This is a genomic window from Anaeromyxobacter soli (genome assembly GCF_022808855.1).
GTDB lineage: Bacteria > Myxococcota > Myxococcia > Myxococcales > Anaeromyxobacteraceae > Anaeromyxobacter > Anaeromyxobacter soli.
This window is the reverse complement of the sequence record NZ_JAKZLF010000048.1, coordinates 1-21,151: the sequence shown is the minus strand read 5'-3', so window position 1 is coordinate 21,151 and position 21,151 is coordinate 1. Positions and strand designations below refer to the sequence as shown.

Annotated in this window: 18 protein-coding genes; 6 read left to right on the top strand and 12 right to left on the bottom strand. The window is 74.4% G+C overall.

The window, feature by feature from the left end; translation table 11 throughout:
* Positions 1-83 precede the first annotated feature (83 nt).
* From MLV88_RS21975 to MLV88_RS21965, 3 genes are read right to left on the bottom strand one after another with little or no spacing between them, the layout of a single operon-like run.
* Positions 84-2,213: a PKD domain-containing protein gene (locus tag MLV88_RS21975; protein ID WP_242361909.1), complete on the bottom strand. Its 2,130-nt coding sequence runs from the start codon at positions 2,211-2,213 to the stop codon at positions 84-86.
* Positions 2,214-2,226: 13 nt separating this feature from the next.
* Entirely contained in the window at positions 2,227-2,874 is a 648-nt protein-coding gene (locus MLV88_RS21970; RefSeq protein WP_242361908.1) for a hypothetical protein, read from the bottom strand.
* A gap of 17 nt (positions 2,875-2,891) precedes the next feature.
* Positions 2,892-3,677: a hypothetical protein gene (locus MLV88_RS21965; protein ID WP_242361907.1), complete on the bottom strand. Its 786-nt coding sequence runs from the start codon at positions 3,675-3,677 to the stop codon at positions 2,892-2,894.
* A gap of 221 nt (positions 3,678-3,898) precedes the next feature.
* On the opposite strand from MLV88_RS21965, the gene MLV88_RS21960 reads away from it, so the two are divergent.
* Positions 3,899-4,690 (top strand): inositol monophosphatase family protein, encoded by a 792-nt coding sequence (locus tag MLV88_RS21960; protein WP_242341115.1) that lies wholly within the window; start codon positions 3,899-3,901, stop codon positions 4,688-4,690.
* On the opposite strand, the gene MLV88_RS21955 is transcribed toward MLV88_RS21960, so the two are convergent.
* The 6 genes from MLV88_RS21955 to MLV88_RS21930 all read right to left on the bottom strand — a co-directional run bounded on the left by MLV88_RS21955 (position 4,668) and on the right by MLV88_RS21930 (position 11,939).
* On the bottom strand, positions 4,668-5,663 hold the full coding sequence (locus MLV88_RS21955; RefSeq protein ID WP_243338691.1) for a M23 family metallopeptidase: 996 nt from the start codon (positions 5,661-5,663) through the stop codon (positions 4,668-4,670). The genes MLV88_RS21960 and MLV88_RS21955 overlap by 23 nt on opposite strands.
* Positions 5,664-5,760: 97 nt before the next feature.
* On the bottom strand, positions 5,761-6,240 hold the full coding sequence (locus tag MLV88_RS21950; protein ID WP_242340677.1) for a caib/baif family protein: 480 nt from the start codon (positions 6,238-6,240) through the stop codon (positions 5,761-5,763).
* Positions 6,241-6,477: 237 nt separating this feature from the next.
* Positions 6,478-7,959 (bottom strand): ATP-binding cassette domain-containing protein, encoded by a 1,482-nt coding sequence (locus MLV88_RS24735; protein WP_242361733.1) that lies wholly within the window; start codon positions 7,957-7,959, stop codon positions 6,478-6,480.
* 87 nt (positions 7,960-8,046) lie between these two features.
* Complete coding sequence (locus MLV88_RS21940; protein WP_242355853.1) at positions 8,047-9,216, bottom strand: hypothetical protein; 1,170 nt, start codon at positions 9,214-9,216, stop codon at positions 8,047-8,049.
* A gap of 10 nt (positions 9,217-9,226) precedes the next feature.
* Positions 9,227-10,600 carry a NapC/NirT family cytochrome c gene (locus MLV88_RS21935; RefSeq protein WP_242340680.1) on the bottom strand — a complete coding sequence of 458 codons (1,374 nt, stop codon included), beginning with the start codon at positions 10,598-10,600 and terminating at the stop codon, positions 9,227-9,229.
* A gap of 184 nt (positions 10,601-10,784) precedes the next feature.
* Positions 10,785-11,939, bottom strand: coding sequence for a cache domain-containing protein (locus MLV88_RS21930; protein WP_242361731.1), 1,155 nt, complete (start codon positions 11,937-11,939; stop codon positions 10,785-10,787).
* Positions 11,940-12,102: 163 nt separating this feature from the next.
* Here MLV88_RS21930 and MLV88_RS21925 point away from each other — a divergent pair, with 163 nt between their 5' ends.
* On the top strand, positions 12,103-12,996 hold the full coding sequence (locus MLV88_RS21925; RefSeq protein ID WP_242361729.1) for an RluA family pseudouridine synthase: 894 nt from the start codon (positions 12,103-12,105) through the stop codon (positions 12,994-12,996).
* Between the two features lie 3 nt (positions 12,997-12,999).
* Here the strand turns inward: MLV88_RS21925 and MLV88_RS21920 are convergent, their stop codons facing one another.
* Positions 13,000-14,775 (bottom strand): dipeptidase, encoded by a 1,776-nt coding sequence (locus MLV88_RS21920; RefSeq protein WP_242361727.1) that lies wholly within the window; start codon positions 14,773-14,775, stop codon positions 13,000-13,002.
* Between the two features lie 215 nt (positions 14,776-14,990).
* Here MLV88_RS21920 and MLV88_RS21915 point away from each other — a divergent pair, with 215 nt between their 5' ends.
* Positions 14,991-17,015 carry an ATP-dependent helicase gene (locus tag MLV88_RS21915; protein WP_242340684.1) on the top strand — a complete coding sequence of 675 codons (2,025 nt, stop codon included), beginning with the start codon at positions 14,991-14,993 and terminating at the stop codon, positions 17,013-17,015.
* Between the two features lie 2 nt (positions 17,016-17,017).
* Here MLV88_RS21915 and MLV88_RS21910 read toward each other — a convergent pair whose 3' ends face one another.
* A complete protein-coding gene (locus MLV88_RS21910; protein WP_242361725.1) occupies positions 17,018-17,980 on the bottom strand; it encodes a M28 family peptidase in 963 nt (320 codons plus the stop codon).
* A gap of 227 nt (positions 17,981-18,207) precedes the next feature.
* Between MLV88_RS21910 and rplM the strand changes: the two genes are divergently transcribed.
* Both rplM and rpsI read left to right on the top strand, forming a co-directional pair.
* The gene (gene rplM / locus MLV88_RS21905) at positions 18,208-18,657 is read left to right on the top strand and encodes a 50S ribosomal protein L13 (protein WP_242340686.1); all 450 of its coding nucleotides are present in this window, start codon (positions 18,208-18,210) and stop codon (positions 18,655-18,657) included.
* Between the two features lie 12 nt (positions 18,658-18,669).
* On the top strand, positions 18,670-19,062 hold the full coding sequence (rpsI, locus tag MLV88_RS21900) for a 30S ribosomal protein S9 (protein WP_242340687.1): 393 nt from the start codon (positions 18,670-18,672) through the stop codon (positions 19,060-19,062).
* Positions 19,063-19,211: 149 nt separating this feature from the next.
* Here the strand turns inward: rpsI and MLV88_RS21895 are convergent, their stop codons facing one another.
* A complete protein-coding gene (locus MLV88_RS21895) occupies positions 19,212-20,474 on the bottom strand; it encodes a phospholipase D-like domain-containing protein (RefSeq protein WP_242372163.1) in 1,263 nt (420 codons plus the stop codon).
* Positions 20,475-20,554: 80 nt separating this feature from the next.
* Here MLV88_RS21895 and MLV88_RS21890 point away from each other — a divergent pair.
* The coding region (locus MLV88_RS21890) for a lysylphosphatidylglycerol synthase domain-containing protein (protein WP_243338689.1) at positions 20,555-21,151 on the top strand (597 nt) is incomplete at its 3' end.

The following is a 21,151-nucleotide window of genomic DNA, read 5'->3' as shown; positions in this document are numbered from 1 at the left end:
CCCCCGAGTGTAGCGCAGCGCGGGCCCGCGGTCCGGAACGTGGCGCGGGCCCCCGGCGGTGCGGGGGCCCGCGGCTCGCGGAGCTACTGAGGGAACTTCACGAGGCCGTAGCGCGTCGCCCCGCCGACCGTCGCGCGCACGATGGCGTTCCGGCTGCCGTCGGGCGCGACGAACACGAACAGGCCCTCGGCGGCGTACGGAGCGCTGGCCTCCGCCCAGACGGGGATGGGCTCGGTGGCGGCGCCGGGGAGCGCCACGAAGGAGGCGTCGTAGCGGTGGACGGCCGTGGCCGTCGCGTCGAGGAGCGCCACGTTGCCGAGGGTGTCCGCGTGCGCGAACCGCACCGAGGTCACGCCGGGGAACGATCCCATCGACGCCGAGAGGTAGTCCGCCGTCGAGTAGATGAGGTTGCAGGTCGAGAACAGGTGGTTCCCGTTCTGCTCCACCCACAGCCGGGCCGAGGTGCACCCCGACGCCGTGCCGAGCTGGAGGAGATCGCCGCTGTTCTGGAGCACCCACTGCTCCACCGAGCTGCCGTCCGCGACGTAGAAGCGGTTCGGGTCCGTCGGATCCGCCGCCCCGGCGGTGCCGTACAGGCCGCGCGTGGTGAGCGCGCCGTTGCTCGTGTCGAGGTCCCCGATCCACTGGCCGGAGGCCTTCGGGAAGACGAACACGTGCCTCGACGAGACGGCGGCGAGATCGTTCACCTGGAAGTTGGCGGAGATCGAGCTCGTGACGGCCGGCGTGGCGCCGAGCGAGACGACCCGCAGCCAGACGTCGTCGCCGACGACCGCCGTCGCGCCGCTGGCGAGCACGCCGACGACGTTCGGCGCGGTCTGGAGCGCGACGCTCGCGGTCTCGGCGCCCGTGTTGGCGTCGAGCACCCACAGCCGGCCGCCGCCGGCGACCGCCGGATCGGCGCCGACGAGGACGATCTTGCCGGCGGCGTACTCGGCGTCGCGCACCTCGTGGCCGAGGTCCTGGATGTGCGGGTACGCGGTCACCGTGACCGTATCGCTCGTGCAGGCCCCCGGGCGATCGCACACCGTCACCTGCAACACGTAGTCGCCGAGCAGGTCGGGGGTGAAGCTCGCGCTCGCCGTGTCGGCGCCCGTGAGCGAGCCGGCGGTCACGGCGCTGCCGGTGGGCGTGTCGACGACGGCCCAGGCCCACGTGAAGGTCGTGTCCCCGTTGACGTCGGTGGCGCTGGCCTGCGTCGCCACCGAGGGCCAGACCGTGGGCGTCGCGGTGCGGTTCACCGCTCGCGCCGGCCCCGCCTCGGCGACGGGGGCGTCGTTCACGCAGGTGACCGTCTTCGGGACCGTGGTGGTGTTCACGCCGTCCGTCGCGGCGAGCGTGACGACCCAGTCGCCCTCGTCCGCGGGCGCCGGCCCGCAGGTGACGGGCAGCGAGACCGCGCCGCGGCAGGAGCCCGGCGTGCCGGCGGGCTGCGCGGTGCCGCCCGGCGGCGTCACCGTCCAGCTGCACTCGAGCGGATCCCCGTCGGCGTCCGCGACCGTCCCCTGCGCCGTGAACGAGACGTTCCGCGACTGGGTGGCGGGCACGGTGACGGTCACCGCCGGCGCCGTGTTGATCGCCGTGACGACGACCGTGTCCGTGGTCGTGAGGAAGCCGTCGGACACGGTGAGCGTGAGCTCGTAGAGGCCGGTCACGTCCGGCGTGAACGAGGGCGTCGCGCCGGTGGTGCTGGAGAGCACCGCGGTGGTCGAGCCCGGCGGTGGCCGGAGCGACCAGGTGTACTCGAGCGCGGTGCCGTCCGGATCGCTGCTCGCGTTGGAGAGCGTGAACGGCACGTGGCGCGGGACGGTCGCGTCCGCGCCCGCGTCGGCGACGGGCGCGCGGTCCGGCGCGCAGGTGTTCGTGTCCATCCGGCACAGGCCGCTGCAGCACTCGTTCGAGAAGCCGCAGGTGTCGCCGTCGACGCGGCACTGCACCTCGCTCGTGCAGTGGCTCGCGACGCACACGCGCGGGTAGCCGCAGTCGTCGCTGTTCCGGCACATCCCGCCCTCGAGCGGGTTGCGCATGCAGGTGCCCTGCACGCAGCCGTAGGAGCAGCAGTCGGCGTTCTCGCCGCAGGCGGTGCCGGTCGGCCGGCAGGAGGCGTCGGGGGAGGTGATCGTGTCCTGCTGGCACGCCGCGGCGAGGAGGGCGGCGAGGGCGACGGCGAGCTTCGTGCTCGTGGGGAGGCGCATGGTGGATTTGCTCCTAGAGCCGGAACGAGACGCCGGCCGCGAACGACCAGTCGGCGCCGCCGTCGAGGTCGTAGCCGACGGAGAGGGGCTCGAGATCCAGGACGAGCTTGGGCGAGAGGGCGACGCTGCCGCCGAGGCCGAGGCGGAAGATCCCGGTGGTGGAGGTCTGGGTCTCGCGGATCCGGCCGACGAACACCTGGTCGACGAGGACCGTCACGCGGTGGTGGACGACGCCCACGCCCGCGTCCGCGCGGACCGCGGCCTTTCCGCCGCGGAGCGGCAGCGCGAGCCGCACGCCGGGCGTGGCCTCGAAGCTCACGCCGCTCGTCTCGATGCCGTCGGCCTCCTTCGGCCGGACGTAGACCGCGCGCAGGGGGGCGACGAGCCCGACGGAGAGCCCCGCGGGCGTGCGGGAGAGCGGGAGCACGCCCTCGAGCCGCAGCATGGGGGACAGGTCGCCGCCGTCCTGGCTGCGGGAGAAGCCGAAGAGCGCCGCGGCGCGCAGCGGGTCGCGCCCGCCGGGAGTCGACGCCGGCAGGCGCGAGGTGCCCGGCGGCGGCGGCGGGAGCGGGATCGCGCCGGACTGGGCGGCGGCGGCGGCGCCGGCCGCGCCGGCGAGGACGAGCGCGAGGAGCGCGCGGGCGAGGAGGGGGATCTTCATGGCGGGTCCTCCGGAGCTCACAGGCGGTGGCTCGCGGACACGAGGAACGAGAAGGCGGAGCCGACGCCGTCGCCGAACCGGACGTCGAAGCCGACGAGCTGGGCGCCGACGCGGACGTTCGGGGTCGGCGTGAACGCGAGCCCGCCCGCGAGCCGCGCCACGCCGGCGACGCCGCCCGAGACCGGCTCGACGTGGCCGATGCCCGGGACGTCGACGGAGCCGGACGCGGCGGTGTAGGCGACGCCGAGGCCGGCGTCTCCGTGGATCCAGAGCTTCGGGCCGAGCGCGTAGGTCACGCGCGCCGCGGGCACCACCTCGAAGAGGTTCGCGCCCCACTCCATCGCGACGGTGCCCATCATCGGCACGGGGACGTCCTGGGAGTCCGACGCGTGCAGCACCCCCGCGGAGATCACCCAGCCGAGCGCCGCGCGCGGCGAGAGCGCGCGCACCGTGCGCTCCGCGTCGACGCGGAGCTTCAGGGCGCTGTAGCTCGCGTCCCCGATCCCGAACTCTGCGCCGAGGAGCGTCGCGATCCGCCACTCCGGCTCGGCGAACCAGCCCGCCGGCGGCTCCTGGGAGAGCCCGCCCGCCGTCTCCGCCGCGACCGGGGCGGGCCCCTGGGCCACAGGGGCGGGAGCGGGCGCGGGCTCCGCGGCGACCGCGGCCGGCGCCGCGAGGGCCTTCGCCGCGGGCTTCTTCGCGGCGCTGGCAGGCGCGCGCCGCGAGGGCGACGTCTGCGCCCGCGCGGCGGGAGAGGCCGCCAGGGCGGCGGCGAGGACGACTGCGAGGCGGCGTGCGATCATGAGATCCACCCAGGGGGAAAGTTCGCGGGAGGTTAATTCACCGCACGAGAGTTGTGAACGAAACGTGAACGCCGCGCGCGTCGCGTGATCCTGGGATGAGTGGAGGTGGGAGGGGCGGCGCGGCGTGGCGCGCCCACGACGGCTGCGGACGGGGGCCGAGGTGGCTATGCTCTCGAGCGACCGCGGGACTCGTCCGCGGCGCTCGGAAGACGGAGGTGCAAGTGGCGGAGTTGGCGGAGCTGAGGGACGCGTGCGCCGAGGCGGCGCGACGGGGCGGGGCGGTGCTGCGCGAGAAGTGGGGCGGGAAGCGCACCATCGAGCTGAAGGGCGGGATCGACCTCGTCACCGACGCGGATCGGGCGGCCGAGGCCGCGGTCCTCGGGTTCCTCCGGAGCCGCCTCCCCGGCGCCGCCATCCTGGCGGAGGAGTCGGGCGTCTCGGGGGGCGACGGAGGCGAGCTCCGCTTCTTCGTGGACCCGCTCGACGGGACCACCAACTACGCGCACGGGGTGCCGCACTTCGCGGTGAACGTCGCGGTCGCGGACGCGCGCGGCCTCGCGGCGGGCGCGACCTACGATCCGCTGCGCGACGAGCTCTTCACCGCGGCGCGCGGCGAGGGGGCGTTCCTCGGCGACGTCCGCCTGCGCCACTCCGGCCGCGCCGAGCTCGTCGGCTCGCTCCTCGTGACCGGGTTCCCCTACGACATCCACCAGCACCACGACTACCCGCTGCGGCTCTTCGGCGCGTTCCTGCGCCGGGCGCGCGCGGTGCGCCGCTTCGGCTCGGCCGCGCTCGACCTCGCCTACGTGGCGGCGGGCCGGTTCGACGGGTTCTGGGAGCAGCGGCTCAAGCCGTGGGACGTCGCCGCCGGGATCCTCCTCGCGCGGGAGGCCGGCGCGCTCGTCACGGACATGGCCGGCGGCGAGCGCATGCTCGACACGGGCGACATCGTCGCCGCGCCGCCGTCGCTGCACGCGCCCATGCTCGAGGTCATCGGCTCGGTGCCGCGCTGAGCGGCGGCGCGCCTGCGCTGGCCGCGGGCGCCTCCAGCGCCGGCGTGCCGGGCGGGCCTCCCGAGGCGCCGGCGGCCTGGACGGCCGTCACGGCCGCGGCGGCCGGCGCGGGGGAGGGCGGGCGCGGGGCGCGGGGCGGCGCCTTCCCGGAGGCGGGGTCGATCCCGAGCAGCGACTCGGGATCCACGAACAGCCCGCCCACGCGCACGCTCCAGTGCAGGTGCGGGCCGCTGGCGCGCCCGGTCGCTCCGAGGAGCCCGATCCGCGCGCCGCGCCGGACCGCCTGGCCCGGGCGGACGCCGATGCGGGAGAGGTGGAAGTAGGCCGTGAACACGCCGGCGCCGTGAGAGAGGAGGACCGTCCGCCCGGAGAGGTAGGCCTCCCGCACGAGGACGACGACGCCGTCGTTCGCGGCCCGGATCGGCGCGCCCACGGGTCCGGTCACGTCGGCGCCGTAGTGGACGCTCTGCTTCACGCCGTCGAACACGCGCTTTTCGCCGAAGTGCCCGGACAGGCGCGCGCGCCGGGGCCACGCGAAGGCGCGCCGGAAGCGGGGCGGCTCCGGGGGCCGCGCGTAGGCGGCGTCGAACGCGGCCCGATCCGCGGCGATGCGCGCCGTGACGTCGGGCGGCGGCTCCACGAAGCGGGCGGGCACGCCGGAGATCTCGCGCGCGGGCCAGCCCGGCTCCACGACGGCGAGCGTGGCCTCCGTCCGCGCGCCGTCCGCCTCGATCCGGGCCGCCAGCGGGCCCACGGCGGTCTCCGTCGGGAGCGGGGCGAACGCGCGCCACTCGCGGCCGGCCCGGAAGAACGAGAGCGGCCGGCCCGCGAGCTCACCGCGCGGCTCGGAGCCCGCGCCGGCGACCCGGACGAGCACGGCGTCGCCCGGCCGCGCGGCCGCGGGCGCGATCGAGGCGGTGAGGCGCGGCGCGGCGGAGAGGAGGAGCGCGAGGAGCGTGGAGGGGAGCGGCATGGCGGCGGCGTTGCGCGAGACGACGGTTCGAGACTGCGATCACCTTCTGTATCGCGTGGCGGGCTCGGTCGCTCGGCGACCGTCCCCGAGCACTGCATCACCCCTCGAGCCCGAGCTCCTGCTGCAGCGACTTCACGATCCGGAAGTACTCGGTGCGCGAGTACTTCACGTTGAGGACGTGGAAGTCCTTCTTCGTGAGCCCGACGCAGCCGAAGCAGTAGGTGCACTCGGAGCAGGCGCGGGAGAGGACGAGGTAGCTCGACTGCGTGCAGTTCTCGCTCGCCACGCAGTAGGCGCAGTCGTGGCAGCCCTCGCAGTCGGTGCAGTGCGTGAGGTGGCTCGACGACCGGCAGCCGCGCGAGTGCGTGCAGCGGTAGCACTCCACGCAGTCCGTGCAGAACATGCAGCTCGTGCAGCGCTGGCAGCCCTCGCAGCGGATCGAGCCGGGGTTCGACGCGTCGCCGGCGTACTCCCGGAGGAGCCGCTGGAGCTCGGCCTCGAACTCGCGCCGGGACATGACCGGCGGCGGCGGCGGGCGGAGGTCCTGGAACGTGCCCGACGCCGTGTCGATGAACATCGCGCCCTTGATCTCGCGGACGGGAGCCGGCGGCCGTGGGGGCGGGGACGCCGCGCGCGAGGCTTCCGCGGAGGCGACGATCCGGCCGGGCTGGCGCGGTGGCGTGGAGGGAGGGGGCGGCGGTCGCGGGGCGGCGCTCGGTGCCTCGCCCGGCTCGGGGGCGGCGGGATCGGGGCGGCGCGGGTCGTCGGCCATCGTGAGCATCCTGCCCCGGATCCCGGCCGAAGGGAATTGGGCCTACGGGCGGAGGGTCCAGCGGATGATCCGGCCCTCCTCGAGCAGGCCGACGCGGCGCACGCCGGGGGGGAGCTCGTCGGCGTGGTGGGAGACGGCGAGCAGGCCCGCGCCGTCCGCGCAGGCCTCGGCGAGGACCGCGAGGACCCAGGCGCGCGAGCCGGCGTCGAGCCCGGCGAGGGGCTCGTCGAGGAGGAGCGCCTCCGGGCGCGGGGCGAGGGCGCGCGCGAGGAGGAGCTTCCGGAGCTCGCCGTAGGAGAGGGTGAGCAGGTGCCGGTGCGCGAGGGAGCCGATCCCCAGCCGCGCGAGCTCGACCCGCGCGGCTTCGCGCTCGGACTCGCTCGGCGGGACGGCGAGGCCGATCGTGCCCGCGAAGCCCGACAGCACCAGCTCCTCGCCGGTGGCGTCGAAGCGATGGCGCGCCTGGAGCTCGGGGGACACGACGCCGATCCTCCCGCGCAGCTCCGGCGCGCTCGCGCGCGTACCGAGATCGAGCCGCGCGACGGTGCCGCGCGCCGGCTGCTCCTCGCCTGCGAGGAGGCGGAGGAGGGTGGACTTGCCCGCGCCGTTCGGGCCCACGATCGCGAGCTGCTCGCCGGGCGCGACGGTGAAGGTGACGTCGCGCAGGACGGCGCGGCCCTCGACGAGGACGGTGACGTCGGAGAGGGAGAAGAGGGTCCGGGTCGGGGTGGCGGTCGGTGTCGAGGTCGGGGTCGAGGTCGAGGTCGAGGTCGGGGCCGGGGCCGGGGCCGGGGCCGCGCAGTCGAGCCCACCCAGGAACGCCGTGCGGCTCTCCTCCCTCACGACCCTCCCTGCCTCCATCACCACCACCCGCGCGATCTCGGGGACGATCTCGTCGGGCCGGTGCGTCGCCATCACCACGGCGGTGCCGCGCCGGAGCACCTCGGAGACGTGCGCGAGGAAGGCCTCCCTGGCGCGCGCGTCGAGGCCGTCGCAGGCCTCGTCGAGCACGAGCAGCTCGGGGTCGGGCGCGAGCGCGCGGGCGAGGAGGACCCGGCGCGCCTCCCCGCGCGAGAGCTCCAGGATCGAGCGACCGAGGAGCGGCGCGACCCCGAGCAGCGCTGCCACCTCGCCGATCCGGGCGCGCTGGGCCGGGGTGGCGCGCTCGGCGGGATACGGCGCGTCGGAGAAGCCCGAGCGGATGACGGCCTCCACCGGGAGGTCCCAGTCGTGCCGGACGTAGGCGTCCTGCGCCTCGGGCGCGACGAGGGTGAAGCGCTCCCGGACGCCGATGGGGCTCTCGCTCTCTCCCTCCGGGCCGTGGAAGAGCCGGCGCCCGGCGCTCGCGGGGTGCGGCCAGAGCTCGCCGCGGAGCAGCCGGAGGAGCGTCGACTTGCCGGAGCCGCTCGGGCCGACGACGGCGAGCCCCTCGCCTCGCCGGATCGCGACGGACACGCCGGCGAGGAGGACCGCGCCGGAGAGCCGGACGTCCACGCGGTCGAGGGTGACGAGGGGCGTTGGCACGCCCCCCGTTCATAGATCGGAACGCCGGCGGAGACCCTGGAACGTGATTCGCGGCGCCGAGGTGATCGCGGGATCACGAACCGTCGTCTAGAACGCGGCGATAGTGCCCAGGCTCCCGGTCCAGGCGTCGCCGTCGAAGTCCCGGTCCACCTCGGCCGTGATGCGGACGTTGCGGCGGTAGAGCCACTGCAGCGTGAGCGCGCCCGACTCCGCGTCGGCCGCGTCGTCGTCCGAGCGGACGAGGTTGTAGAGCGCCACGACCGCAAAGCGGCCGTCGGGCCCCGTGGGGAACGCCAGCGCCTCGACGAAGCCGCCGCGGGTGACGAGGTCCTCGTCCCGGGGCCCGAAGCGCGGGTTGGAGTCGCGACGCTCCAGGTAGACGGCCGAGAGCTGGACGCGCTCGGTGAGCCCGACCCCGACGTGCGGGCCCCAGTAGACGATCGTGTCGTTCACGCCCCCGCGCCGCTCCCGGCCCCAGTAGCCGAACCCGGCCAGCCGGACCGGGCCCACGTCGCCGGCGAGGTGGAGCGAGACGTTCTTGTACGAGTCGGTGTCGAACCGTCCGCCCTCCACCGCGCCGATGCCGCTGCCGTTCGTGACCGTCGCGACCGCGGCCACCGGCCCGACGTCGCTCGTGAGCGCGACGCCGCGATCGTAGGTGAGGTCCACGCCGGACTCCCCGACGCGCGTCTTCAGGATCTGGTAGTCGAGCCGCTCGAGCCGGAGCTCGCGCTTCGCGATCGGATCCGACACCTGGAACTGCCCGGCGAGCACGTTCACAGGCAGCCCGAACACCTCCGAGAACTGCAGGTACGCGTCCTCGATCTTGCCGGGCTCGCCCTGCTCGAGGATGTAGTACGCGTAGAACCCGATCTTGTCCGCGATCCGCCCGCCGGCGAGGAGCTTGAACGTCCAGGGCGTCTCGAAGTCCAGCTCGGGCGAGCGGTCGCTCACGGTGCCGAAGGCGTCGAACCGCAGCGCGAGCGGGAACTCGCGGGGCAGCTCGAGGAGCGGATCTCCGAGGTCGAGCGTCGAGCGGGCGGGCTCGGCGCCCGGCTCGAGCGCGAACCCGCGGCCCGCGAACTGCTCGCCGTAGGGCTTCAGCCGCGGGAACGGGGCGTGGCAGGTCGTGCACGAGAAGCGGTAGCGCCGCGCGAACGCGGGGATCCCCTCGGCGGGGCCGGGGGCGGCGAGCGCCGTGACGACCGCCGCGACGAGCGCGGCGGCGGGCAGGGACGACTGGGCGCGACGGGTCACGGCGGGCTCCTCAGGGCAGGACGGTGAAGGTGGTGCGGTGCGTCGAGACGAGGACGGGCTCGTACTCGTCGCGCGGGACCTTCAGGTACTCCGCGACCGAGGAGACGAGCCGCGAGTACCAGACCGTCGCGGTCACCGTGACCGGCCCCGCGGGCAGCTCCGGCGGTGACCAGGTGAAGGTCTCCGCGACCGCCTGCAAGGGCGCGATCCGGTAGTCGGTCCCGAGCTTCGCGGTGTTCCACTGGGCGATGGTCATCCGCCCCTTCTCGTCGAAGTACGGCAGGCGGAAGATCCGGTCGCCGGCGGGCACGAGCCCGTCGCGGGGCAGGCCCTGGAACCCGGCGGTCCCCTGGATCTCGCCGATGTCCTGGTACGCGAGCGCCTTCGGGTCCGCGATCGTGTACTCCTCTCCCGGGAATCCCTTCCGGTCGACGCGCAGCGGCCACACCTTGCCCGACGCGTCCTTCGCCTCGACGTGCAGCCACAGCACGCGCTCCTCGGCGGAGCCCGACGGGATCTTGTGGCCGGCCTTCGCGTTCACGATCACCGCGGTGAGGCGGATGGGATCGCCCGGCTCGACCTCGCGCGACTCGGGGTGGATCCGAACCTCGGCGACGCCCGCGAGCTTCCCTGCGTCGTGGGCGCCGTGGAACAGGTGCTGGCGGATGTCCGCGCGCTCCTCGCCCATGCGCGCGCTCCGCCCGCGCGCGGGCGGCATGTGGCAGTCCTGGCAGACGATGCCGGCCCTCGCCTGGGGGCTCTCCTTCCACTCGAGCTGGGTGGACTTCACCCACACGCCCCAGGGGTCCTGCTCGTTGTGGCACGTGCCGCAGAACTCGGCGGTGCGGAGGAACGGGTTCTCGCGCGTCGCGTGGTACGGGCTCTTCACGCCCTTGCGCGTGCCCTGCTTCGTCTTGCCCGGCTCGGAGATCCAGTTGTAGTTCACCGACGGATCGCCGCCGCGGGCGACGACGGTGTGGCAGAGGTCGCACGAGACGCCCTCGTTCGCGCGGGTCCCGGCGGCGACCGGCTTCGGCGGGATGTCCCCCGCCAGGAACGCGAGCGGAGCGTGGCAGCCGTTGCAGCCGGCCTTCACGCCCTTCACCTTCTCGACCTTCTCGGCGTGCGGGACGGCGAGCTGGAAGTACTCGATCTCGTCCCAGGCGTGCGTGAACGCCTGCGACATCATCGCCTGCTCGTGCTGCCGGGAGATGTCCACGTGGCAGCCGGCGCAGGCCTGGGGCTTGTCGTAGTCCGCGTACCTGCGCGTGCCGAGCGCGTCGTCCCCGGCCTTTCCTGCCGGGCGCTCGGCGGCGAGGGCGGGAGCGGCGAGCGCCAGCGCGAGGGCCGCGGCCGCGCGCGCGGCGAGACGGATGGTGCACATGGCCTGCTCCTCCCGGGCGCGCCCTCTCCCTTCGCGTCACGGATCGCGGCGATGCTACGCACCCCTCACGCACGCCGGACGGCGTCGGGCGGGGCAGCGACCTCATGACGCGCTCGCCCGCCTGGGCGCCCACTGGCGCGGCGCCCGACGGGGCTTCGCGGTGACCGGCGGGCGGGGCGGCTGACTAGGAGGGTGGGGGCGCCTCGCCCGCGCCGCGGGCGTCCCTGTCGGAAGACGCCATCCGATGGACGTGCGCCTCGAGCCGGCCCAGCTCGTCCATGCTGCGCAGGCGGGGGCTCCCCGCGGGCACCTCTCCCGTCTCCAGCCGGCGGCGCAGCTGTCCGAGGCGGCGGAAGACGAGCAGGTGGACGAGCGCGAACATCGCGGCGGCTCCCGCGAGCGCGAGGGCGAGGAGAGAGACCTTCAGCCTGGGCGCGCCCGCCTCGAGGGCGGCGTGCTGCGGGGTGAAGTCGTGGAGCACGACGAGCCCGCCCACCTTGCGCCCGGCGGCGTCCCTCAGCGGGACGATCCCGCGCAGGAGGGCCCGGCCCCCTCGCTCGACGTGACCGAGCAGGACCCCATCCTCGGGGAGCGCCTCCACGTCGCCGTCGTAGTCGAGGATCCCGTCCGTGAAGGAGGTGGAGTCCACGACCACCACGTCCGTCCGATCGTTCCAGGTGTTCTGGCGCGGGCCGAGGACGCTCGCCCAGGCGCGCTCGTCGAGGAACTTCTTCTTCACGAGGAGGCCGTAGTCGTCGCCGGTGCGCGCCTTCATGTCGCGCAGGAAGCGCTCGAAGTCCTGGCCCAGCTCGACGTAGCCGAGGAGCTCGCCCGCGACGATCCACGGCCGCACGGCGCGCAGCGCGAACGCGGTCTTGCCGAGCTCCTTGCCGGCGCCGAGCTCGCGCGTCTCCTGGGCGCGGTGCAGCGTGGCGCGATCGACCGGGTCCCCGAAGAGCTCGGGGAGGTGCACGCGGAGGAAGACCCTGGGCGGATCCTCCGCCAGGTGGAAGTAGAAGTGGGTGATCCCGTCCCGGTCGCGGATCGCCTCGAAGATCGGCGCCGCGGCGGCGAGCAGGCGCGGACGGTCGCGCGCGGCGAAGGCGTCGCGCAGCTCGGGGTTCGCGAGCAGCGCGTCCGCGGTCGCGGCGAGCTTGTCGAGCTCGGCCTGCTCCTCCGAGGCGAAGGCCTCCGCCGCGCGGTGGAGCGAGACGGCGGCGGCCGCCTCGACGTTGCGCTCGATCGTCGCGTTCGCGAGCCGCGCGCTCGCGAGCGCGACCGCAACAGCGATGACGCCAAGGGCGAAGGCGAGCTTCACCTCGACGGGCAGGCTTCGCATCCAATCTCCGGTCACGCCCCCGAGCGACGCCGATCCATACCACGATCGAGGGACAGGAAGTCGCCTCGCTCGCTCGCCACGTTCGAGGACACGGTGCCGGGTCGCGAGCGCGGCGGGCCGGACGGCGGAAGCGCCCGCGAGCCGCACGTGGCAGGATCCGGCGGTGACCCAGGAGATCCTGGATGTGCCGCGGGAGGCGGCGGGAGAGCGGCTCGACCGCTACCTCGCCCGGGCGCTGGCGTTGCCCGTGGAGCGGGTACGCGGGCTCATCGAGGGGCGGCGCGTGCGGATCCGGGGCAAGGCCTGCGCGATCCAGCGACGCCTCTTCGGCGGGGAGCGGATCGAGCTCGAGCGGCCGCCGCCGGCCTCCTCCGGCTTCGCGGTGGGGCCCTCGCTCGCCGTCCTGTACGACGACGAGGACTGCCTCGTCGTCGCGAAGCCGGCGGGGCTCCCGGTCGAGCCCGCGGGCCCGGCCTCGCCCTCGGCGGTCGGCGCGGCGAGCCGGCTCGGGCGCTTCGACGTGGATGGACGGGCGGTCCCGGGGTTGCCGCACCGGCTCGACCGCGACACGAGCGGCGCGCTACTCCTCGCCCGCCACGATCGCGCGCTCGCGGCGCTCCGCGGGTCGTTCCAGGCGGGCGCGATCGAGAAGGAGTACCTCGCCCTCGTGTCGGGGGCGCCCCCGGACCAGGGCGCGCTCGACACGCCCTACGGCCGCGACCCCGCCGATCCGCGCCGGTTCACGACCCGTGTGGCCTCCGCCCGGCGCGCTCGGCTGTCGTTCTCGGTCGAGCGGCGCCTCCCCGGCGCCGCGTGGCTGCGGGTCGTGCTCGACACCGGTCGCACCCACCAGATCCGCGTGCAGCTCGCCGAGGCCGGGTTCCCGGTGCTGGGGGACGCCGTGTACGGCGTTTCCTCGGAGGTCATCGCGCGCCAGGCGCTGCACGCCGATCGGCTCACGTTCCCGCGGCCCGGCGACGGAGCGAGGGTGGAGGTGCGCGCGCCGCTCCCGGAGGATCTGGCGCGCGCGATGGAGGCGCTCGCGAGGAGCGGGTGAGGGTCAGGGCCGCGGGGTCGAGACCGGCGCCGTGGCAGTCGAGGGCGGGGTCGGGGCCGGCGTCGCGGTCGGGGTCGGAGTCGGGGTCGGAGTCGGAGTCGGAGTCGCGGTCGTGCTCGCGCCCGCCGTAGCGCTCTCCTCCTTCTCTCCCGGGAACCTCACCACCTTGATCTGCTCTCCCCGGTCCTGCGCGATCCGCCGCCGCCAGCTCTCCGGGTACTCGGGGTGCGTCACCTTCCCGTGCTCGTCGCGGACGTTTCCGTCGAGGTACTTCACGATGAGCGCCTCGCCGAGCTTGCGCCAGCGGGCGGTGGTGCGGTCGCCCTGCTCGACCGAGTACTGGGTGAGGTAATCGCGCGCGAGCCCGGGGGAGGTCGCGTGGAGCGCGAGGGCGGACTTCTCGACCTCCGCCTGGCGCGAGAAGAACCCGCTCTCGAGCTCGCCCTGCACCCGCTGGATGTCCTGGATCATGTCGCTGTAGCGCGAGTAGGCCCAGTTCGAGACGAAGTTGAAGACCCAGAACGCCGAGTCCCAGCTGAACTCCTGGAAGTTGCCGCTGCCCACCGCGAACGTCTTCGGGACCGAGCGGTTGCCGCAGTACTGCGGGACGTACACGGTCGAGTAGGTGTCGTCGAGGCCGAACCAGAGCACGCCGCCGATGGCGCCGGGGAGCCAGTCGCGCGACTGGGCGACGAAGGAGAAGCCGGTCTGCTGCGTGGAGATGGCGCGCTCGTGCAGGTACTCCGCGCCGTCCACCTTCCAGGTCATCGGGCGCCAGCGGTAGGGCAGGGCGAACGGCCCCGCGCCGACGCCCTGGGAGAGGTCGAGGGGCGTGCCCTCGAAGTGATCGCGCATGAGCTGCATCGCGCCGCGCACGGAGATCTTCGCGTCGGCCTTCACCCAGAGCGGCAGGCGCGGCGCGCTCGGTCCGCCCAGCACGTAGTCGGAGGAGAGCTTCAGCGAGGGGGCCACCCGGCGGAACACGCTCCACACCCGCGCCTCGCAGGCACGCAGGGCGCCCGCGGTCATGGGCGCGTAGGTGTCGGCGAAGCTGAAGTCCTCGTCCTTGCCGGTGAACCAGCCCTTCTCCCGGGCGAGCGCGACGACGTCCTTCGCGTACAGCGTGTTCTTGTCGTTGCGCGGGAACTGACGGATGCGCGCCTGGTTCGCGTGGGCGGAGACGTGGCCGTCCGGCACGCGGCGGGCGACCCACACCGCGCCCTTCCGCCCGGGCCCCTTGCCGACCATCTCGAGGATCCAGACCTCCTTCGGATCCGAGATCGAGAAGGACTCGCCCTCGCTGCGGTAGCCGTACTCCGCGACGAGCCCGGTCATGACGTCGATCGCCTCGCGCGCGGTGCGGGCGCGCTCGAGCGCGATGTAGATGAGGCTGCCGTAGTCGACGCCGCCCTTCGGGTCGACGAGCTCCTCGCGGCCGCCGAAGGTCGTCTCGCCGATCGCGACCTGGTGCTCGTTCATGTTGCCGACGACGTTGTAGGTGACCTCCGCCTGGCGGACCTTGCCGAGGTAGCTGCCCGTGTCCCACTCGAACACGTCGCGCATCGCGCCCTGCGGATGGCTCGCCGCGGGCGTGTGGTACAGCTCGCCGTAGAGCTCGTGCGAGTCCGCGGCGTAGGTGATCATCGTCGAGCCGTCGGCCGTGGCGCCGCGCGCGACGAGGATGTTCGTGCAGGCGCGCGCCGGGTGGGCGGCGAGCGCGGTCGCCGCGGCGACGGCGGCGAGCGGGACGGCGAGGCGCTGGCGCAGGGGGAGGATCATGGGCGCGCAGCATACCGGACTTGACCGGTCGCAAGCGCGCCCCGCGACCAGGACGGGCGCCCGAGCCGGGCCCGGGCGCGACCTCCTCCGGCGGGCCGACGGCGTCCCGGCGCCACCGGTCCCTCGGGCGGGGCCCGTGGGCGGGCGCCGCCAGCGCCCTCCGGACAGTCAAGTCTTGTCGGGCGCGCGAGCGCGTGTCACAACGCCCGGCTCCGATGCTGGACCTCTCGACGCTCAACCCACCGCAGCGCGAGGCCGTCACCACCACCGAAGGGCCGCTCCTCGTCCTCGCCGGCGCCGGCTCGGGCAAGACCCGCGTCATCGCGCACCGCGTCGCGTACCTGCTGCAGCAGGGGGTCGACCCGGAGGAGATCCTCGCGGTCACCTTCACGAACAAGGCGGCGGGCGAGATGCGCGAGCGGGTCGCGGCGCTCGCGGGACCGCCGGGCGTCGAGGTGTTCGTCTCGACGTTCCACTCGTTCGGGCTCTGGATCCTCCAGCAGGAGCACAAGGCGGCGGGCCTCCCGAAGCGCTTCGCCATCTGCGACGCCGGCGATCAGGCGGCCCTCGTGAAGCGCTGCATGCGCGAGGTGAAGGTGGACGACCGCGCCTTCGACGCCGGGCGCGTCCTCTCGCTCGTGTCGCGCGCGAAGAACGCCGGCAAGAAGCGCATCGCGCCCGGCGCCGAGGGGCAGGGGGACGACTACGACCTCGTGGCGAGCGAGGTGTACCCGCGCTACGAGCAGGCGCTCCGGGCGCAGCGCTCGGTCGACTTCGACGACCTCATCGCGAAGCCGGTCGAGCTCCTCGCGCGGAGCGCCGAGGTGCGCGGGAGGATGCAGCGGCGCTTCCGCTACCTGCTCGTGGACGAGTACCAGGACACGAACGTCGCGCAGCTCGAGCTCCTGAAGCACCTCGCCGGCGAGCGGCGGAACGTGTGCGCCGTGGGGGACGACGACCAGGCGATCTACGGCTGGCGCGGCGCCGAGGTGCGGAACATCCTGCGCTTCGAGCGGCACTTCCCCGGCGCGAAGGAGATCCGCCTCGAGCAGAACTACCGCTCGACCGGCCGGATCCTCGACTGCGCGAACGCCGTCATCGCCCGGAACGCGGAGCGCAAGCCCAAGCGGCTGTTCACCGCCGCCGGCCCCGGCGAGCCGGTGCGGGTCCTCGCGCTCGGGCAGGAGGAGGACGAGGCGCGCTTCGTCGCCGAGGAGATCGCCCGGCTGCGTCAGGAGGGCCGGCCCTGGGCCGACTTCGCGATCCTGTTCCGCCTGAACGCGCAGTCCCGACCGCTCGAGGAGGCGCTGCGCGAGGCGTCGATGCCGTACCGCGTCCACGGCGGGCCGGCCTTCTTCGACCGGGCGGAGGTGCGCGACCTCCTCGCGTACCTCAAGGTCTGCGTGTCGCCCCAGGACGAGGTGTCGCTCGCGCGGATCGTGAACGTGCCGGCGCGCGGGATCGGCGACGCCTCGCTCGAGCGCGTCCACGCCTGGGCGGTCGAGCGAAGCGTGCACCTCTTCGACGCGCTCCGCCGCGCCGCCGAGATCCCCGACCTGCCGCGCGGCGCGCCGGAGCGCATGGCCGCGTTCGTCGCGCTCGTGGAGAAGTTCCGGGCGCGCTTCGAGGAGGGGAAGGTCGCCGAGGCGGCGCGCGCGCTCGTCGCGGAGGTGGACCTCTACGGCCACGCGCGCGCGAGCGTGCAGTCGTTCGAGGCGGCGCAGCGCAAGGTGGACGCGCTCGACGGCATCCTGCGCTCGCTCGAGGCGTACGAGCACCGCACCGCGCGGCCGTCCGTGGCCACCTGGCTCCAGCGCCTCGCGCTCGACTCCCGCTCGGAGGAGGACCCCGCGGCGGACGAGGGCATCACCCTCATGACGCTGCACGCCGCGAAGGGGCTCGAGTTCCCGGTCGTGTTCCTCGTCGGCGTCGAGGAGGACCTGCTCCCCTGCGCCGGGATCCAGGGCGAGGCGCGCGACCTCGACGAGGAGCGGCGGCTCGCCTACGTCGGCATCACCCGCGCGCGCGAGCGGCTCTACCTCACGCGCTCCGCGACCCGGACGAAGCGCGGCAAGCTCCTGCCGCGCACGCCGTCGCGCTTCCTCGACGACCTGCCGGCGGAGGCGCACGAGCGGGTGGATCCCGCGGCGCTGTCGTCCTCTCCCGAGCAGGTGGCCGCGCAGACGGAGAGCGTCATGGCAGCGCTGCGCGCGCGGCTCGGCGGGCAGGCGAAGAGCTAGCCCTACCGCCTCGCCACCGCCTGCACCACACAGTGCACCCCCTCGATCACCTCGGACATGCGGCGGTAGTCGAGCGTGTCCGGGGTGTCCTCGGGCGTGTGGTAGCGCGGGTTCCGGAAGAACGCCGTGTCCGTCACCATCACCGCCGGGAAGTCGAGATCCCAGAAGCTCCGGTGGTCGGAGAGGTCCACGCCCGGCGTGTCGCGCGAGGCGACGAGGGTCTCGACCGGCACCGACGACGCGTAGCGCATGGCCGCGGCGATCTCCGCCACCATCCCGGCGTGCCCGCTCCGGCCGACGACGGCGATGAAGTTGCCGGTCGTCGGGTACGCGCTGCGCTTCATCCCGACCGGGACCGACTGGCTCCCGGGCGCGTCGGAGAACGCGCCGATCATCTCGAGCGACATCATGAGCCGCACGCGGACCTCGGACTCCTTCAGCGAGCGGGCGTGCACGACGCTCCCCATCGAGTCGGTGGCGAACCCGGGGGGCTCCTCGAGGGTGTAGGCGGCGAGCTCGACGCGGATGGGGGGCGGGCTCTGGGCGAGCATGCGGGCGAGCTCGAGGAGGCCCGCCACGCCGCTCGCGTCGTCGTCCGCGCCCGGATCGTCCCCCGCGGCGTCGTAGTGCGCGCCCACGATGATCCGCTCCGGCGTGTCCGGGCCGAAGCGGGCGAGGACGTTCCGGTAGGTGGAGCGGAACGCCGGGTAGGTCTGCTCCTCCACCTCGGCGCCCGCGGTCCGGAACGCCTCCGCGAGGAACGCGCCCGCGCGGGCGAGGTTCCCCGGGTGCGCCGCGCTGCGGGGCTGGAAGCGGCTCGCGAGCGCCTCCACGTCCGCTCGCAGCCTCGAGGCGTCGGCGCGCACGGCCCGGCACGCCACCTCGGCCGCCGGTCGGGGCCGCGGGTGGGCGCACGCGGCGAGCAGCGCGGCGGAGCCGAGCACGAAGGGGATCCTGGCGCGCATGGGGACGAGTTCACACCGCGAGGCGCGCTGGCGCAAGCGCGGCTCGCGCTCCGACCTGCGGGGGAACGGACGCCTCCTCTTGTGGGGGCGCCCCGGAGAATGTAGATTGCGCCGGCCTCAGCAGGACGACGCCCGCGATCGCGCGGCGGCCGGGTTCGCCCTTGACAAAGGGACGGCCCTCCTCTAAAAGGCGCGTTTCCAATTTCGGGATTTCCGCAGGTTTATCCATGGCCAAAGGCACCACCCACAGCGCGACGAAGGCCGAGGCCCTGAAGGGCCGGAAGTGGTGGCTCGTCGACGCGAACGACCAGACGGTCGGGCGCATCGCCACCCGCATCGCCTCGATCCTCAAGGGCAAGCACAAGCCGCTCTACACGCCCTCACTGGACACCGGCGACTTCGTGGTGGTCGTGAACGCGGGCAAGGCCCGGTTCACCGGCAAGAAGGAGACGGACAAGGTCTTCTTCACGCACACGATGTACCCGGGCGGCGAGAAGCTCACCCCGATGAACAAGCTGCGTCAGCGCCATCCCGAGGACATCCTCGAGAACGCCGTCCGCCGCATGCTGCCTCGCAGCGCGCTCGGCCGGCAGATGCTGACGAAGCTCAAGATCTACGCGGGCGACCAGCACCCGCACGCCGCGCAGAAGCCCGAGGCGCTCCCCCTCGCGCAGTAAGGAAAGACGAAGATGGCGACTCAGGCGAACATCTCGGTCGGCCGGCGCAAGGAGTCGGTGGCCCGCGTGCGGCTCGTTCCCGGGACCGGGAACATCACGATCAACGGCCGCGCGATCGACACGTACTTCGGACGCGAGACCTCCAAGATGATCCTCGTCGAGCCGCTGAAGCTCGTGGATCAGATGGGCAAGCTCGACGTCCTCGTGACGGCGCGGGGCGGTGGCCTCTCCGGCCAGGCCGGCGCGATCCGGCACGGCATCAGCCGCGCGCTGTGCGACATCAACCCGGAGTACCGGCCGATCCTCAAGAAGGCCGGCTTCATGACGCGCGACGCCCGCGCGGTCGAGCGCAAGAAGTACGGCCGCCCCGGCGCCCGCAAGCGCTTCCAGTTCTCGAAGCGCTAGCCCGATCGACGAGCTTCATCCCGACGGCCGGCCCGCGACCCGCGGCGCCGGCCGTCGTTCGTTTCCGGCCCGTGTGCCGGCTCCCGGCGCGGTGCCGCGGGCGACGCCTCGCGCGCCTCGCGGCGGCCGCTCGAGCCCGCGCGGCGCGATCAGAGCCACGGCTCGGTGAGGCCCGCGGCGCGCTCGCCGAGCTGCATCTTCATCGGGCGCCGGCGCCAGGCCTCGAGGCGGACCTCGCGCGAGCGCTCGAGGTCGAGCGCGAAGCGCTCGGCGATGCGCCGCGCGATCCTCGGCGCGTCGCAGACCACCGACGCCTCCCACAGGAACGACAGGCTCTGCGAGTCCATGTTCGTGGACCCGATGACCGCCACGTCGTCCGCGACGAGCGTCTTCGCGTGCATCATGGACGCGCCGTACTCCCAGATGCGCACCCCTCCCCGCAGCAGGCGCGAGTAGGTGCGCCGCTGCCCCGCGCGCACGAGCGGCTGATCGTGGTGCGGTCCCGGCGCGAGCACGCGCACGTCGACGCCGGCCCGGGCGCGCGCGATGAGGACGTTCTGGAGCGAGCGGTCCGGCACGAAGTAGGAGTTCGCGACGAGGAGCCGCCGCCGCGCGGAGGCGATGAGCGCGTAGTACATGCGGGCCGCGGTCGTGGTCCGGGCCCACTTCGGCGTGCTCGCCACCACCGCGGCGTGGACGTCGCCGGCCCGCTCGAGGCGCGGGTAGGCCGCCCCCGGCAGCGGCTCGCCGCGCGCGGCCTGGAGGCTGTGGTCGAAGGCGCGCTGCAGGTCGGAGACGATCGGGCCCCGGACGCGGCAGGCGGTGTCCCGCCACTCGTCCGGCCCGACGCCGTCGCCGAGCCAGCTCTTCCAGATCCCGAACCCGCCCACGTACGCCGTGCGGCCGTCGAACACGAAGATCCGCCGGTGCGAGAGGCGGAACGGATCCGGCCACGGGCGGTGGACCCTGAGCTCCACGCCGCTCGCGACCAGCCGCCGCTCGAGCTCGGGATCGAAGCGCGGCTCGGCGAGCCGCTTCGAGCCGAACCAGTCGAGCACGATCCGGCAGGTGACCCCCGGGCGCCGCTCGAGGATCGCCTTGCCGATCCGCGCCGACGGGTCGCCCTTCCCCATCCACATGAACTCGCAGATGTGGATGTGCTCGCGGGCGCGGCGGATCTCGTGCTCGAGGGCGTCGAAGATCGCGCCGTTCTCGATGAGCTCGACGGCGTTCCCGTCGCGCACCGGCACGCCCACCTCGCGCTCGAGGAGCACGTCCAGCGGGACCTCGTCCGCGTACCTCAGCATGCGCCGGGAGAGCTGGGCGCGCCGCAGCCGGCGGGTGAGGTGACCGCCGAACGCGGCCGCGACGGCGCCCGCCGCGAGCCCTGCCAGGATGGGGCGCGTTCGCACGATCGAACGTTCTGCACCCCCTGCCACGGCGGCACGGCACCCGGGTGTGCCGGCCACGACGGGATGACGAACTTCCCCGCATGGCGCGCCGATCGTTCCGCCCGGGCCACGCCGCCGTGGTGGTCGCGGGCATCGCGGCGGGCGCGCTGCTCGTGGCGCTCGTGTTCTTCCGCCTCGAGTGGCGCGGCGGCCCCGCGCTCGTGCCGCGCTTCGACCTCGGCGCGTTCGTCCGGCGGCTCCCGGAGCACGCGCGCTGGCTGCCCGGCTTCCTCGCGCTCGCCGCCTCGCTCTTCGCCTGGCGGGCGCTCGTCTGGCGCCTCGTCTCCCCGCCGCCGCGCCCGCGGTACGTCGAGGCCTACCACGCGACCGCGCTCGGCGCGCTCGTGCACAACACGGTTCCCGGCAAGCTCGGGCCGCTCGCGGCCGCCTTCGTGCTCTCCCGCAGCTCGCGCGAGCCGTTCGCGGCGGCGCTCTCGTCCCAGCTCGTCGCGAAGCTCCTCGAGATGGGCGCGGTGGTGGCGCTCGGCGCGGCCGCCGCCTTCGCGCTGCCGCGCGTGGAGGGGCTCGGGCGGGCGGTGGTCGTGGGCGCGGCGGTGTTCGTGGGGCTCGCCGCGGCGGCGGCCGGGGCGGCGCTGCTCGCGCCGCGCGCGGGCGCGCGGCTCGCGCGGCGGCTCCCG

Bases quoted from the DNA above. Each gene is read 5' to 3' on its own strand.
- rplM (WP_242340686.1), top strand. From the start codon at position 18,208: ATGGCCAAAGGCACCACCCACAGCGCGACGAAGGCCGAGGCCCTGAAG.
- MLV88_RS21970 (WP_242361908.1), bottom strand. From the start codon at position 2,874: ATGAAGATCCCCCTCCTCGCCCGCGCGCTCCTCGCGCTCGTCCTCGCC.
- MLV88_RS21910 (WP_242361725.1), bottom strand. From the start codon at position 17,980: ATGCGCGCCAGGATCCCCTTCGTGCTCGGCTCCGCCGCGCTGCTCGCC.
- MLV88_RS21955 (WP_243338691.1), bottom strand. From the start codon at position 5,663: ATGCCGCTCCCCTCCACGCTCCTCGCGCTCCTCCTCTCCGCCGCGCCG.
- MLV88_RS21930 (WP_242361731.1), bottom strand. From the start codon at position 11,939: ATGCGAAGCCTGCCCGTCGAGGTGAAGCTCGCCTTCGCCCTTGGCGTC.
- rpsI (WP_242340687.1), top strand. From the start codon at position 18,670: ATGGCGACTCAGGCGAACATCTCGGTCGGCCGGCGCAAGGAGTCGGTG.
- MLV88_RS21965 (WP_242361907.1), bottom strand. From the start codon at position 3,677: ATGATCGCACGCCGCCTCGCAGTCGTCCTCGCCGCCGCCCTGGCGGCC.
- MLV88_RS21920 (WP_242361727.1), bottom strand. From the start codon at position 14,775: ATGATCCTCCCCCTGCGCCAGCGCCTCGCCGTCCCGCTCGCCGCCGTC.
- MLV88_RS21915 (WP_242340684.1), top strand. From the start codon at position 14,991: ATGCTGGACCTCTCGACGCTCAACCCACCGCAGCGCGAGGCCGTCACC.
- MLV88_RS21935 (WP_242340680.1), bottom strand. From the start codon at position 10,600: ATGTGCACCATCCGTCTCGCCGCGCGCGCGGCCGCGGCCCTCGCGCTG.
- MLV88_RS21975 (WP_242361909.1), bottom strand. From the start codon at position 2,213: ATGCGCCTCCCCACGAGCACGAAGCTCGCCGTCGCCCTCGCCGCCCTC.
- MLV88_RS21950 (WP_242340677.1), bottom strand. From the start codon at position 6,240: ATGTTCATCGACACGGCGTCGGGCACGTTCCAGGACCTCCGCCCGCCG.